We start from the raw sequence: 13,090 nt of genomic DNA on the forward strand, positions 1-13,090 counted from the left end.
CTCCGTGGCCCGTCCGGCCCTGGCGGGAGTCCTCGGTACGGGTGAGCCCCAACCACCCCCCGACCTTCCCTTCATTGCACATTCATGAACAGAACCTCGCATTCGAAGGTCGGATAGCGAATTCGATCTACGATCCATTTATCCCTTCTTCTGGTTCTTCCTCTGCACATGGATCACACAATGATTTCTGCACTGCCGCGCCGGCGTACCCTGATCGCCGCTTCCGCCGCCACCGTCCTCGCACTCCTCGTGTCCGGCTGCGGCGTCGGCGGAGGGGACACCCACCGCATCAGGGTCGGGGTGTCCGGTGACTCGCCGGAGTGGGACGTCCTCGCGAAGGAGGCCGCGAAGGAGGGCCTCACCGTCGAGACGGTCGTCTTCGACGACTACTCGCTGCCCAACAAGGCGCTCAGCGCCGGCGACATCGAGCTCAACGCCTTCCAGCACCTGGTCTTCCTCGCCCAGTCCAACACCGAGAACAAGACCGACATCGCCCCCATCGCGGCGACCACCGTGGTGCCCCTCGGCCTCTACTCCCGCAAGCACGAGCAACTGGCGGACCTCCCCGACCGCTCCGAGATAGCCCTGCCCAACGACCCCGCCAACCAGGGACGCGCCCTGCGCGTGCTGGAGCAGGCCAAGCTCGTCGAACTCCGCCCCGAGGCAGGCCTCTTCGCCACCCCCGACGACATCACCGCCAACCCCCGGCACATCAGACTCACCCCGGTCAACGCCCAGCAGACCCCCCGCACCCTCCAGGACGCGGACGCCGCCGTCATCAACGACGGCGTCGCCGAACTCGCCGGGATCAAGGCCGACACCGCGCTCTACAAGGACGACCCCGCCGCCCCGCAGTCCGTGCCCTACCTCAACGTCATCGCCGCGCGCGCCGGCGACAAGGACAACGAGGACTACCTGAAGATCGTCAAGCTCTACGCCTCCCAGGCCGTGCAGGACGAGGTCCGCCGCACCAGCAACGGCACCGCGCACCACGTCGAGCTGCCCGCCGCCGACCTCCAGGCCGAGGTCGCCCGCATCCAGAAGCAGCTGAAGCGATGACCGCCGCCGTGGAACTGCGCGACGTCGCCAAGGAGTTCCCGGGCGGGGCGCGCGCCGTCGACGGCGTCAGCCTCTCGGTCGGGGCGGGGACGGTCTTCGGGGTCGTCGGGCACAGCGGTGCGGGGAAGTCCACGCTGCTGCGCCTCGTCAACGGTCTGGAGGAGCCGACCTCGGGCCGCGTCCTGGTGAACGGACAGGACCTCTCCGCGCTCGGTGAGCGCCGGCTGCGCCCCGTCCGCCGCGAGATCGGCATGATCTTCCAGCAGTTCAACCTCTTCCGCTCGCGCACCGTGCTCGGCAACGTGCTCTACCCGCTGCGCCTGGCCGGCCTGGACCGCCCGGCGGCCCGGGCCCGCGCCGAGGAGACCCTCGCCTTCGTCGGCCTCGCCGGCCACGGCGGGCGCTACCCCGAGCAGCTCTCGGGCGGACAGCGCCAGCGCGTCGGCATCGCCCGGGCGCTCGCCACCCGCCCGAAGGTCCTCCTCTGTGACGAGGCGACCTCCGCCCTCGACCCGCAGACCACCGGCGAGGTGCTGGCCCTCCTGGGCCGCGTCAACCGGGAGCTGGGCGTCACGATCCTCCTGATCACCCACGAGATGGAGGTCGTACGGACCCTGTGCGACCGGGTCGCCGTGATGGAGGACGGCAAGGTCGTCGAGAGCGGCGAGGTGTACGAGGTCTTCGCGCGGCCCCGGCACGCGACCACCGCCGCCTTCGTGCGCTCCGAACGGCACAGCGAACCCGACGCCGCACTTCTGGAGCGGCTGCGGGCCCGCCACCCCGGGCGCCTGGTCACGGTGCCCGTCGCCGACGGCGGCCCCGCCCTGGACGGCCTCTCCGAACTCCTGCGGCTGCACGGGGTCGACTTCACGCTCGTCCACGGCGGGGTCGGCGAGGTCCGGGAACGGCCCCTGGGCAGCGTGACCCTGGAACTGCGCGGGAAGCCCGCAGCGGTCGAGGCCGTCGTGGCCGGGCTGTCCACGGCCGGCCGGGTGGAAGCGGGTGTCCGGTGAAGGCCGACTGGAGCACGTTCTGGCCCAAGGTCCTCGACGCCACCGGCGAGACCGTCTACATGGTGCTGATCACCCTGGCACTGTCGACGGTCGGCGGACTGGCGGTCGGGCTCACCCTGTACGCCACCCGCAAGGGCGGAGTCCTGCCCAACCGGCTCGTGCACGCGGTCCTGGGCACCCTCATCAACATCATCCGGCCCGTCCCGTTCATCATCGCGATCGTCGCGCTCGCCCCGGTCACCCGCGGGGTGGTCGGCACGATGATCGGCACCAACGCCGCGATCTTCCCGATGACGGTGGTCGCCACCTTCGGTGTCGCCCGCATCGTGGAGTCCAACCTGCTCGCCGTCGAACCCGGGGTGATCGAGGCGGCGCGGTCGATGGGCGCGGGCCCGCTGCGGATCCTGCTGACGGTCCTCGTCCCGGAAGCGCTCGGCCCGCTGGTCCTGGGGCTGACCTTCATGCTCGTGGCGCTGATCGACTTCTCGGCGGTGGCCGGCACCGTCGGCGGAGGAGGCGTCGGCAATCTGGCGATGACCTACGGGTACCTGCGCTTCGACACCTCGGTGATGGTGGTGACGGTCCTGGTCCTGATCGCCCTCGTCCAGTCGGCGCAGTTGCTCGGCAACCTGGTGTCGCGCAAGGTGCTCCGCCGCTGACCGCGCCGGGCCTCCCCCTCCCGCCCGGGCGGCCCCGGCCGCCCGGGCGGGAGGTTTCAGACCCCGGCGAGCGAGCAAGCGCCAGGAGACGGGAAACCCGAGCAAGGAGGCGTGTCGCATGGCGGGCGAGGGCAAGGACCAGGACGTGGTCGCGGTGATCCTCGAGGACCACCGGACGATGGAGGAGCTGTTCCGCCGGATGCGGAGCGTCGAAGCCGACCGCGAGGCGGCCCGGGAGGAGTTCGCGGCGCTGCTCGTCGCGCACGGCGAGGCCGAGGAGACCAGGGTCTACGGCGCGCTCAAGCGCTTCAGGGACATCGACGACGACGAGGTGGAGCACGGTGAGGAGGAGCACGCCGAGGGCAACGAGGCGTTGCTGAAGCTCCTGGAGGTGGACGACGTCGGCTCCGAGGAATGGGACGAACGCCTGGAGGACCTCGTCAAGGCGGTCACCCACCACTTGGACGAGGAGGAACGGACCATCCTCAACGGCGCCCGGGAGAACGTCCCCGACGAACGCCGGGCCGAGCTGGGCGCCGCCTTCCTGGAGGAGCGGGAGAAGCAGCTCGCGTCGGACTGCGGCAGCATCGAGAACGTACGCAAGATCGTCGGCGCGTAGGACCGGGCGGCCGGGGACGGGCGGTCCTACGCCACGTCAGAGGGCGAGGCCCGCGACGAGTTCCGCACCGGGCAGCTGGGCGAACAGGGCGCCGGGGCGATCAGTTTCCCGCGGCGGCGGCCGCTGCCGACGAGCACGTACGGCATGTCGGCGACGTCCGGGTCGATCAGGAGCGGCCAGCCGCCCGGCAGGCCCAGCGGGGTGATGCCGCCGTACTCCATTCCCGTCAGCTCCACCGCCGTGTCCATCGGCGCGAAGGACACCTTGCGGGCGCCGAGGTGGCGCCGGACCGCGCCGTTGACGTCGACCCGGCCGGCGGAGCGTACGAGGCAGGCCGCGAGGGTGGTCGCACCGCCGCGCTTGGCGGCGACCACCACGCAGTTCGCGGACCGGCCGAGCAGGTCCTGCCCGTAGTGCGCGACGAAGGCGGCGGTGTCCGCGATGGCGGGGTCGGTGTCGACGTAAATGATCCGGTCGGCCGGGACCTCGCCCGCCCAGCCCGCGACCGCTGCGGCCACCGGCGCCGCGAGTTCCGCGAGGCAGTCGGGAGCCGGCACGGCGTGGTCGAAGGGCCCTATCGGAGCGCGCATGATCGCACGGTAACACCGTCCGCCCGTACGGAGAGGGAGCGCGGGGCGGCCGCAGGCGGTGCCGGGAGCCGGAGCGGGCGGCTGCCCGGCGTGATCGACCCCAGGACGCGGGGGCCCGCGGCGCCCGTGCAGCCGGGCGCGTTGCCCGGCAGGCCGTGCAGGGTGAGGTACCCGAGCACGGCGAAGGCGTACGCCTCCTTCGCCGCGGCCGGCAGCCCGAGCTCCTCCGAGGTGCGCAGCGGCGTGCCGGCCAGCTCGGCACGGAGCATCGCCGTGAGCGTCGGGTTGCGCACCCCGCCCCCCGAGGCGAAGACCTCCGTGGCTCCCAGCGGTCGCAGCGCGTCGGCGACGGTCCGGGCGGTGAGCCGAGTGAGCGTGGCGAGCAGGTCCTGCGGCGGGATCCGCCCGAACTCCGCGAGGCGGGAGTGCAGATACCCCTCGTGGAAGAGTTCCTTGCCGGTCGTGCGCGGCGCCGGCAGCCGGTAGTACGGCTCGGCGAGCATCCGCCGCAGCAGACCGTCGTGCACGCGCCCGGCGGCCGCGAGCGCTCCGTCCTCGTCGTAGGCGAGCCGCCCGCCGGTCAGTCGGCGTACCGCGGCGTCGATGAGCGCGTTGCCCGGGCCGGTGTCGAAGGCCACCGGGTCCGCGTGCCGGGGCACGACGGTGACGTTGGCGATCCCCCCGATGTTCAGGGCGGCCGGTACGCCGGGGCGGCCGCGCAGCAGCATCAGGTCGATCAGGCTGACCAGTGGCGCGCCCTGCCCGCCGGCCGCGACGTCGCGCGGCCGGAAGCCGGAGACGACCGGGCGGCCGGTGGCCTCGGCGATCCAGGCGGGTTCGCCGAGCTGGAGGGTGCCGTGGACCTGCCCGTCCGCCGCCCAGTGGTAGACGGTCTGCCCGTGCGAGGCCACCAACTCGGCTTGCCCCCGGCACAGTTCGCGGTCGGCCCGGACCGCGAGCCGACCGAAGGCCTGCCCGATACGGGTGTCGAGGCGGCACACGTCGGCGAGGGTGGTGCGGGCGGGCGGCAGGGCTTCGGCGAGCTCGGCCCGCAGGGGCTCCGGGTACGGCTCGCTGACCATGCCCAGCGGGGTGAGGCGCAGTACGCCCTCCTCCTCCCCCGTTCCGGGTACGAGGTCGCAGGCGGCGGCGTCCACGGCGTCGTAGGAGGTCCCGGACATCAGGCCGATCACCCTCATCGCAGCGGCTCCCGGTGGTCGTCGGCGCGCAGGGTCAGCAGCGCCGGCACGCTCAGGGCACAGGCCGCGGCGGCGTAGTGGGCGGGGACCGCGGTGTTGCCGGTCCGGGCGGCGAGTGCCGTGATGAACAGCCCGGCGCAGCCGGAGAAGACGGCGTTGGCGAGGGCGTAGGAGAGCCCGAGTCCGGTGCAGCGGACCCGCCTTGGGAACATCTCGGCGAGCATCGCCGGTCCCGGTCCGGCGAGCAGGCCGACCAGCGCGCCCGCCGTGAGCACGGCCACGACCCGGGCCTGCGTGGGCGTGCCCGGCGCCTGGAGCAGGTGCAGGAGGGGGACGGCGAGTACGGCGACCCCGAGCGCTCCGCAGAGCATGACGGGACGCCGCCCGACGCGGTCGCTGAGCACGCCCGCGGGCAGGATCGCCGCGGCGAAGCCGAGGTTGACCAGGGTGGTGGCCAGCAGGGCGTCCCGGAACGACGCCCCGAGCGCGGACTGCAGATGGGACGGCAGCACGACGAGGAAGGCGTATCCGGCCGCCGACCAGCCCATGATCCGCCCGACGCCGAGGACGACGGCACGGGCCTGCTCGCGTACGCCGGTGGTGCGGGCCGGGTCCGTCGTGCCGGTCGCGGCCCCGGGGCCGGCCCCGGATCCGGCTGGGGGCCCGCCCGGTGGTTCCTCCAACGCCGTACGCAGCCAGAGCGCGACGGCGCCGAGGGGCAGGGCCAGCAGGAACGGGATGCGCCACCCCCAGGCGTACAGGGCCTCTGCGGACAGGGCCGTCGCCAGGGCCGCGGCCGTCGCGGCTCCGGCCAGCAGTCCGAGGGCGACGGTGAAGGACTGCCAGGCGCCGTACAGGCCGCGGCGGCCGGGCGGCGCGTACTCGGCCATCAGGGACACCGCGCCGCCGAACTCGCCTCCTGCGGACAGACCTTGGAGCACGCGCAGGAACGTGAGCAGCCAGGGGGCCGCGGCGCCGATGTCGGCGCGCGTGGGCAGGAGCCCGATCAGCGTGGTGGCGAGCGTCATGAGGCCGATGACGAGGACGAGGGCGGGGCGTCGGCCGAACCGGTCGCCGACGCGGCCGAACAGGAAGGCGCCGACGGGCCGGAAGAAGAAGGCCAGGGCGAACGAGGCGTAGGTGGCGACCAGCGCTTCCGCGCCGCCCTGAACTCCCGCGCCCGTGCCCGGTCCCGTACCCGTTCCCGCCTGCGGGGTGAAGAAGTTGGCCGCGATGACGGTGGCGAAGCAGCCGTAGACGCCGAACTCGTACCACTCGACGAAATTGCCGGCCGATCCGGCGAGCAGGGCCCGCCGGGCCGCGGCGCGGGGCGGCGGCGCCGGAAGCAGGTCGGTCGTGGTCACCCGTGCTGCGTGCCCGTTCGCAGCCGGCCCGATGCCTGTCGGCAGCCCGATTCAGCACATCGGCGGTGGCTTCACCGTCGCGTCGTCACGGTGTGTAAATCATCCATGCCTATCATCTCGAATCGAACGCAAAATCGGGACAAATCACATCGTGTCCATAACGGCGGGGAAAGGACGTCCGGGAAAACTGGTCCGCCGTCAGAGCCAAGACGACTGCCACCGAGAACAGGACCAGGCCGCTGAGCTGAATTTGTCGCCTGCCAACCGATTGCGGAGGTGTCACGATGTCCTGCTCCAGGACCGACTTCCGAAAGGCCCCCAAGGGCACTTCTCCGATGTGCTGTTGCCCGAGAGTGCGCGCCGTCTTCTTCATACTGCTCCTCGCGGCCGGCGCCCTGACCGGCCCCGCGGACCCGGCTCACGCGGCACCGTCGTACGGCGAGAAAGCCGTCGCGGTGGCCGCCTCCAAACAGGGCTCGCCGTACGCGTACGGCGCCACGGGCCCCAAACGCTTCGACTGCTCGGGACTCACCCTCTACGCGTTCAAGAAGGCCGGCAAACGCCTCCCGCGCACGGCCGAGCAGCAGTACGAACACACCCGCCACATCCCCAAGGCCGATCGCACGGCCGGTGACCTGGTCTTCTTCCCCCGAGGAGCGACCATGGGCCACGTCGGCATCTACGCCGGCGACGACCGGATCTGGCACGCTCCCCGCCCCGGCACGACCGTGCGTCTGGAACGGATCTGGAGCGAAGCGGTCCGCTACGGACGCGCCACCTGATCCGCGACCATCCTCATCCGCGCCGTCCGCGCCCACGCTCACCGCCGCACAGGCGGTGGCAGCCGTACGCGCGCCTGCACGTCGACCGAACCCGGGTCACCGATCCCTTCTCGGTGGCACGCGTGACCCGGAAGCGGGCGAAGGCACGGCGCGCCGGCCCGGCGCGGCACTGCTTCCCTAGTGCAGCCGCCAGGTGAGCTTCCCGCCGCCGACCCAGCGGACGGCGTCGGGATCGTCGAGGTCGTGGATGGTGATGCCCGCGTCCGCGGCGACCAGGATCACATCGGTCATGGACTGCGCCCTGCTGACCATCTCCCCGTCGATCTCGACGATCCGGAAGGGCGGATCGCCGGGCTGCACCCCCAGGACGGTGACACGCGGCGAGGCCATGTACGGGCTCATGCTCTCTGTCATGCGCAAATCGTTCCATGCCGAGCCCCGTCCCGCCGATCGGCAGCGCGCCGGGCGCCCGGGACGGCACGCCCGCGGGCACTGTCGGAGCGGCCGTGCATGATCGGCACATGACCCATGCTCCCGCCGAAGCCCTGCACGAACTCGCCCACCGTCTCCTCTCCCCCGACGACTGCGCCCGGTGGATCGCCCTGCTCAGGCCGGGCCTGCGGCTGGCGCACGCCGACGACGGACCGGTGGCGGGTCGGCTCGGCGGCCTGCCGGACCTGCCCCTCGGCAAGCCGTGGCCCGAGTGGGACGGCCACGGCCCGCTCTCCCACCTCATGTCCCTCGACTGCGCGGCCCTCTCGGCGGCCGGCGACAGCGGGCTCGCCCTGCCCGCTTCCGGAACCCTCCTCTTCTTCCTCCTCGACGGGCGCCTCGACGACGAGGACTGCATGGTCTACCCGGGTGACCCGGGGACGCGGGCGGGCTCCCGAGTGCTGCACGTACCGGCCGGCACGCCCACCCGTCGGCACCCCGCCCCCGATGCGCTCTCCCCTTACCCGGAAGTGGCGCTCACCGCGCAGGCGGGGCTGAGCGTGCCCACGTCCGACGCACCGACCGTCCGCGCCGCCTTCGGCGAGGGCCTCGACACACGCGCCTGGCGCACGCATCCGGTCAACGCGCGCCCCTTCGACTCCGCCCTCCGCGCCCTCGACACCCACCCCAGCCGCTCCGGGCACCGGATCGGCGGCCACCCCGTGCCGGTGCAGGAGCCGGTGGAATGGGAGGTCGCGCGCGGCGTCCTCGGCCCGGAGGCCGTGGGGCAGGACGCCCGACTGGACGAAGCAGCCGCCGAATGGGTGCTGCTCGCGCAGATCGACACCGACGAGGCGGCGGACATGATGTGGGGCGACGCGGGCACTGTGTACTGGCTGATCCGCCCGGCCGACCTGGCGGCGGGCCGCTTCGAGGAGGCCATGTTCACCTGGCAGTGCTGCTGACTTCCCCGGAGGTGGCCGACGTGACCGGCATCCACGCAGGTCAGAGGCTCGCGGATGCGGCCCGGTCGATCATCGGGAACCCTGGCCGTGGGGGACGGACGCAAAGGAGACCGTCGTGTCGATGATGGACAAGCTCAAGCAGATGCTGCGCGGCCACGAGAGCCAGGCCGAACAGGGCATCGACAAGGCCGGCGACTACGTCGACGGCAAGACCCAGAACAAGTACAGCAGCCAGGTCGACACCGCCCAGGACAAGCTCAAGGAGCAGTTGCGCCGCGACCAGGGCAACCCCCCGCCGCCCCAGGCCTGACCCCTACGGGGTCGCCCCGCGCTCCGGCCTGGGCCAGGCGGCTTCCGCCGGGGTGGCCGGGTTTCCGCGGGGCGGGATGCGAGGGGTGGGGCGGTGCCCCGCCGGAGTGTCTCCTCGGCTCGGCGCGTGCGGGTACCTCGCGGCCAGGCGGCCCAGGTTGCGCGCTCGTCCTGCGGGGACACTCCGCCGTGTCCCCACCCCACGCCACTGCTCCGGTGCTTCCGGGAACCGGGCTCGCGCTGCTGGAGCGGGGACGGTGAGGGGTGTCCCCGCAGGACGAGCGCGCGACCACCGGGTACAGCCGTGAAGTGGCCGTACGCGCCGAGCCGAGGAGACACCCCTCGGCGGCACCGCGACCCACCCGCACCTGCATCCCGAGGCGGGCGATCCGTGGCAGCCCGCAGCCGTCCGCCTGGCCACGCATCCGGAGTCGGAGGTCGGGGACCTCGGGCCGCACGCGGATCCTCTCTACGGAGTACTTCACCCGCCTCACCCTCCGGCCGTGAAGCGGTGGCTCGGGGCGCCGCGGAGGCTGCCCGGCGGCAGTCTGCGGCCGAAGGCGAGCAGGAGCAGGTCCTGGGCCGCGCCGTGGACGGGGGACCCGGATCCGTACGACCAGTCCAGGTCCTCGGCGCGCAGCCGCACGCCGTCGAGGTTCACGCCGAAGAACTTCAGTCCGCCGGGCCGGATGCCGTCGAGCAGGAGGCGCAGCCGGTCCTCCGGGACGCGTCGGCCGAGGCCGAGGGCGACCGTGACGTCCAGGCCGTGCACCACGTCGTGGCCGAGGGCGGCCGCGAGACCGCCGACCGGTGGCGTCCAGGGGTGATGGGCGCCGTCGCGCAGGAACGCCGCGAGCTCGGCCGGGGTGTGGGCGGCCGCGTCCCTGCGTGCGACCCGGTCGGTCATGCGGTGCAGGTTCCCGCGCGCCCGGGCCAGTTGGACCACGGTCGCGGGCAAGGAGAGGCGGAACCCCATCGACATGTGGGCCGCCACCTCACGGACCCGCCAGCCCGCGCACAGGCTGGGCTCGTCCCACTGGTCGTCCCGCAGGCCGTCGAGCAGATCGGCCAACTCCCGGCGTTCCGCCGCGATCAAGGCCCTGACCTCGGCCTTCCGCGCCTGGTGAGAAGTCGTGTTCGCCATGTGGTCCAGCCTGGCGCCAACAAGCCCATACCTCCAATAGATTGATGTGCTGCGCACTAGAATCACCGCTTATGGAGCTCCGCCAGTTGCGCTATCTCGTCGCCGTCGTCGACGAGGGCGGTTTCACCCGCGCCGCCGCCCGCCTGCATCTGGCCCAGCCCGGACTGAGCGCCCAGATACGCCAGTTGGAGAAGGAGCTCGGGCAGCCCCTGCTCGACCGGTCCGGCCGGTCGGTGACGCCGACCGAGGTGGGCCGGGCCGTCCTGCCGTACGCACGGGCCGCGCTGGCCGCCGCGGACGCGGTGCGGCAGACCGTGGACGAGCACACCGGACTGCTGCGCGGGAAGGTCACGCTCGGACTGGTCTCCGGCGCCACCGGCCACGCCTTCGACGTCGCCGCGCTCCTCGCCGATTTCCACGCCGCGCATCCCGCTCTGGAGATCGCACTGACCGAGGACACCTCGGAGCGGATGCAGGCCGCTCTCCTCGCGGGCGAGATCGACATCGCCCTCCTCGGGCCCACGACGGAGGAGACCCCGCCGGGGCTCTCCTACCGGACCGTCGTCGATGCTCCGCTCGGTGCCGCCGTCGCGCCCGGGGACCCGCTGCTCGACCCCGCCGGGCGCACCGCGGTGCCGCTGGCCGAGCTGCGCGGCCGGCCGCTGATCTGTCTGCCGCGCGGGACCGGCGTACGGGCCGCCCTCGAACGGGGCTGCGCCCGCGCGGGGTTCCGGCCCCGAGTCGCCTTCGAGGCGGCGTCCCCGCCGGTCCTCGCGCAGCTCGCCGCCCGCGGCCTGGGCGTCGCCGTACTGCCGCTCGGGGAGGAGGGACCGGGCGTCGGCGGTGGGCTGCGCGCCCTGCGCCTCGCGGGGGACGGCCTGCGGGCCCGTATCGTCCTCGCCCGCCCGGCCGCGGGGCCCGCGGGCCCCGCGGCGCGGGCCCTGCTGGAGCGCCTGGACGCCGCGCTGCCCGACGTGCCCGGGGACGCGGGGACGGGATCACCGGTCTGACCAGGTGGTCGCGCCCGTGCCCAGGGCCACCGCGGCTCGGGGCCGCATCGGCCCGTCACCGCGGCGGGAGAGGAGGACGACCTCGTCGACGCGTGCCGCCGTGCTGCCCAGGCGGGCCGCGCACTGGACGGACAGGCTCCGCGGGTCGTGGGTGCGTCCGAGCGAGAGGTGGGGGGTGAACGCCGGGTACCGGCCGCGGCACGCCGGGAAGGGTTCCGCCAGGCTCTCCCGGAGCGCCGTCCACGGGGCGAGGCCGGCCGCGGCGGGGTCCAGCCATACGGTGGCCCGGGCACGGTTCCGGTGCCGGAAGGCGCGCACCCCGCTGAGCCTGATGTCGAAGGGCTCGATGCCGCTCGCCGCGGCGGCCAGCAGCGGGGCGGCCCGGTCGAAGTCGGCCTCCGGGACGAAGCCGAAGACCAGGTTCACGTGCGGGGGCCAGCGGCGGATCTGGGGGTCGTGCACGGTCCGGATGCCCTGGATCGCAGCCCACAGCCCGTCCGGGGGGAGCCATACGACGGCGGTCCGGGGGGTGGGAGCCGCCGTGAGGAAACCGGGGACGCCGGCTGCGCCGCCGGCGGCCGGGGACACGTTCACACGGTCATCATGCCCCCGGAGCCCGCTCAGCCGGTGAAGGATCCGTGGCGGCCGGCTCCCGCCGCGAAGCGGTCGGCGCCCGCCTGCGTCTCCCCCGCGGTGAGCGGTACGAGGCCGTGCCGGTACTCGGCGGCCAGGGCCTCCCGCTCTCCCAGACCGTGCTGTTCCCGTACGGAGAGCCGGTCGTGGCGCAGGCACAGCTGCGGGAACCCGGCGATCTCGTGCGCGAGGCGTTCGGCCGCCCGGCGGGCTTCGCCGACCGGTACGAGGCGGTTGACCAGCCCGATGGCGTGCGCCTCGGCGGCGGTCACCGGGCGGCCGGTGAGGATGAGGTCCATGGCGCGGCTCTCGCCGATCAGGCGGGGCAGCCGGACCGTACCGCCGTCGATCAGGGGCACGCCCCAGCGGCGGCAGAACACGCCGAGCGTGGCGTCCTCCTCGGCCACCCGCAGGTCGGCCCACAGGGCCAGTTCGAGGCCGCCGGCCACCGCGTGCCCGCTGATCGCGGCGATCACCGGCTTGGTCAGGTGCATCCGGGTGGGGCCCATGGGTCCGTCGCCCCCGGCGGCCACCCGGTTGCCGCGGTCGGTCCCGACGGCCTTGAGGTCCGCGCCGGCGCAGAACGTACCGCCCTCGCCCCACAGGACGGCGACGGACGCGGCCTCGTCCGCTTCGAACGCGCGGAAGGCGTCGGCGAGCGCGGCCGCCGTCGGACCGTCGACCGCGTTGCGGGCTGCCGGGCGGCCGAGGATCACCGTGGTGACCGGGCCGTCGCGTTCGATCCGGACGGCGTCCGGTCCGGCGTCCGGTTCTGCAGGCGGGGCGGCGGGCGTCGGCCTTGCCGGTTCGGGGGTCGTGGCCACGGCGGATCTCCATGGGTCGAGTGGTGTCGTCGGATGCAAGGGAGGTGCGTCAGGTGCGGACGACCACTCTGGAGCAATCACGGCCCCGGTACGAGAGGGGCCCGGGGTCGCGGGATCCCCGGCGGCCCGGACCCGCACGTTCGGACCAGGCCGAACGGGGTATACGCCCTGTCGCAATCCGATGACGAGACCCGATCGGTGATTCCCGAGATGTCCCAGTGCAAGATCCCCGACTACCGCACCGGCCACCGCGGCCGCCACTGGACCCATGCCCTGCGCAGCGCCCAGCGGGCCGGGGCCGTGATCGTCACCGACGACGCCCGTGAGCCGGTCACCTATGCCCACGACAGCACCGGGCCCGGCCGCTTCCGGCCCTGGATCACGGCGGCCGGAGACCGCTACGACAGCCACGACGTCCACCCCGAGTGGTAGCTCCCCCGGGATCCTCCCGCCGGCGGCCGGCGCCGGCCGGCACGGTCCGTACGGAC

15 protein-coding genes and 1 pseudogene are annotated in these 13,090 nt (G+C 73.5%); 9 read left to right on the plus strand and 7 right to left on the minus strand.

Features of this window, described 5'->3' with window-relative positions:
- Positions 1-180: 180 nt before the first annotated feature.
- The 4 genes from AB0O53_RS29305 to AB0O53_RS29320 all read left to right on the plus strand — a co-directional run bounded on the left by AB0O53_RS29305 (position 181) and on the right by AB0O53_RS29320 (position 3,350).
- The gene (locus tag AB0O53_RS29305; RefSeq protein WP_365199624.1) at positions 181-1,059 is read left to right on the plus strand and encodes a MetQ/NlpA family ABC transporter substrate-binding protein; all 879 of its coding nucleotides are present in this window, start codon (positions 181-183) and stop codon (positions 1,057-1,059) included.
- The gene (locus AB0O53_RS29310) at positions 1,056-2,072 is read left to right on the plus strand and encodes a methionine ABC transporter ATP-binding protein (protein ID WP_350997361.1); all 1,017 of its coding nucleotides are present in this window, start codon (positions 1,056-1,058) and stop codon (positions 2,070-2,072) included. Before AB0O53_RS29305 ends, AB0O53_RS29310 begins: the two co-directional genes overlap by 4 nt.
- Positions 2,069-2,731 carry a methionine ABC transporter permease gene (locus tag AB0O53_RS29315; protein WP_350997364.1) on the plus strand — a complete coding sequence of 221 codons (663 nt, stop codon included), beginning with the start codon at positions 2,069-2,071 and terminating at the stop codon, positions 2,729-2,731. Before AB0O53_RS29310 ends, AB0O53_RS29315 begins: the two co-directional genes overlap by 4 nt.
- 118 nt (positions 2,732-2,849) lie before the next feature.
- Positions 2,850-3,350, plus strand: a complete 501-nt coding sequence (locus AB0O53_RS29320; RefSeq protein WP_350997367.1) for a hemerythrin domain-containing protein — start codon at positions 2,850-2,852, stop codon at positions 3,348-3,350.
- 36 nt (positions 3,351-3,386) lie between these two features.
- Here AB0O53_RS29320 and AB0O53_RS29325 read toward each other — a convergent pair.
- The 3 genes and pseudogenes from AB0O53_RS29325 to AB0O53_RS29335 all read right to left on the minus strand — a co-directional run bounded on the left by AB0O53_RS29325 (position 3,387) and on the right by AB0O53_RS29335 (position 6,503).
- Positions 3,387-3,940 (minus strand): annotated as a pseudogene (locus AB0O53_RS29325) (YbaK/EbsC family protein).
- Positions 3,925-5,139, minus strand: coding sequence for an anhydro-N-acetylmuramic acid kinase (locus AB0O53_RS29330; RefSeq protein WP_350997373.1), 1,215 nt, complete (start codon positions 5,137-5,139; stop codon positions 3,925-3,927). Before AB0O53_RS29330 ends, AB0O53_RS29325 begins: the two are co-directional and overlap by 16 nt.
- A complete protein-coding gene (locus tag AB0O53_RS29335) occupies positions 5,136-6,503 on the minus strand; it encodes an MFS transporter (RefSeq protein WP_350997376.1) in 1,368 nt (455 codons plus the stop codon). Before AB0O53_RS29335 ends, AB0O53_RS29330 begins: the two co-directional genes overlap by 4 nt.
- Before the next feature lie 284 nt (positions 6,504-6,787).
- Here AB0O53_RS29335 and AB0O53_RS29340 point away from each other — a divergent pair, with 284 nt between their 5' ends.
- Positions 6,788-7,285 carry a C40 family peptidase gene (locus AB0O53_RS29340; RefSeq protein WP_365199629.1) on the plus strand — a complete coding sequence of 166 codons (498 nt, stop codon included), beginning with the start codon at positions 6,788-6,790 and terminating at the stop codon, positions 7,283-7,285.
- A gap of 177 nt (positions 7,286-7,462) precedes the next feature.
- Here the strand turns inward: AB0O53_RS29340 and AB0O53_RS29345 are convergent, their stop codons facing one another.
- Positions 7,463-7,699, minus strand: a complete 237-nt coding sequence (locus AB0O53_RS29345; RefSeq protein WP_350997382.1) for a hypothetical protein — start codon at positions 7,697-7,699, stop codon at positions 7,463-7,465.
- A 107-nt stretch (positions 7,700-7,806) separates the two neighbouring features.
- Between AB0O53_RS29345 and AB0O53_RS29350 the strand changes: the two genes are divergently transcribed.
- Together AB0O53_RS29350 and AB0O53_RS29355 are read left to right on the plus strand one after the other, a co-directional pair.
- Positions 7,807-8,682 carry a YwqG family protein gene (locus AB0O53_RS29350; protein ID WP_365199631.1) on the plus strand — a complete coding sequence of 292 codons (876 nt, stop codon included), beginning with the start codon at positions 7,807-7,809 and terminating at the stop codon, positions 8,680-8,682.
- A gap of 115 nt (positions 8,683-8,797) precedes the next feature.
- Positions 8,798-8,992 carry an antitoxin gene (locus tag AB0O53_RS29355; RefSeq protein ID WP_350997387.1) on the plus strand — a complete coding sequence of 65 codons (195 nt, stop codon included), beginning with the start codon at positions 8,798-8,800 and terminating at the stop codon, positions 8,990-8,992.
- 489 nt (positions 8,993-9,481) lie between these two features.
- Here the strand turns inward: AB0O53_RS29355 and AB0O53_RS29360 are convergent, their stop codons facing one another.
- Positions 9,482-10,135 (minus strand): maleylpyruvate isomerase family mycothiol-dependent enzyme, encoded by a 654-nt coding sequence (locus tag AB0O53_RS29360; RefSeq protein ID WP_350997390.1) that lies wholly within the window; start codon positions 10,133-10,135, stop codon positions 9,482-9,484.
- Positions 10,136-10,206: 71 nt separating this feature from the next.
- On the opposite strand from AB0O53_RS29360, the gene AB0O53_RS29365 reads away from it, so the two are divergent.
- Complete coding sequence (locus tag AB0O53_RS29365) at positions 10,207-11,145, plus strand: LysR family transcriptional regulator (RefSeq protein ID WP_365199634.1); 939 nt, start codon at positions 10,207-10,209, stop codon at positions 11,143-11,145.
- Here AB0O53_RS29365 and AB0O53_RS29370 read toward each other — a convergent pair.
- Together AB0O53_RS29370 and AB0O53_RS29375 are read right to left on the minus strand one after the other, a co-directional pair.
- A complete protein-coding gene (locus AB0O53_RS29370) occupies positions 11,134-11,739 on the minus strand; it encodes a 2'-5' RNA ligase family protein (protein ID WP_365199637.1) in 606 nt (201 codons plus the stop codon). The genes AB0O53_RS29365 and AB0O53_RS29370 overlap by 12 nt on opposite strands.
- A 26-nt stretch (positions 11,740-11,765) precedes the next feature.
- Positions 11,766-12,521: a crotonase/enoyl-CoA hydratase family protein gene (locus tag AB0O53_RS29375; RefSeq protein WP_365199645.1), complete on the minus strand. Its 756-nt coding sequence runs from the start codon at positions 12,519-12,521 to the stop codon at positions 11,766-11,768.
- A 291-nt stretch (positions 12,522-12,812) separates the two neighbouring features.
- On the opposite strand from AB0O53_RS29375, the gene AB0O53_RS29380 reads away from it, so the two are divergent.
- Positions 12,813-13,034, plus strand: a complete 222-nt coding sequence (locus AB0O53_RS29380; protein ID WP_350997399.1) for a hypothetical protein — start codon at positions 12,813-12,815, stop codon at positions 13,032-13,034.
- The last annotated feature ends 56 nt before the right edge of the window (positions 13,035-13,090 follow it).

This window comes from Streptomyces erythrochromogenes (assembly GCF_040684695.1).
GTDB lineage: Bacteria > Actinomycetota > Actinomycetes > Streptomycetales > Streptomycetaceae > Streptomyces > Streptomyces erythrochromogenes_C.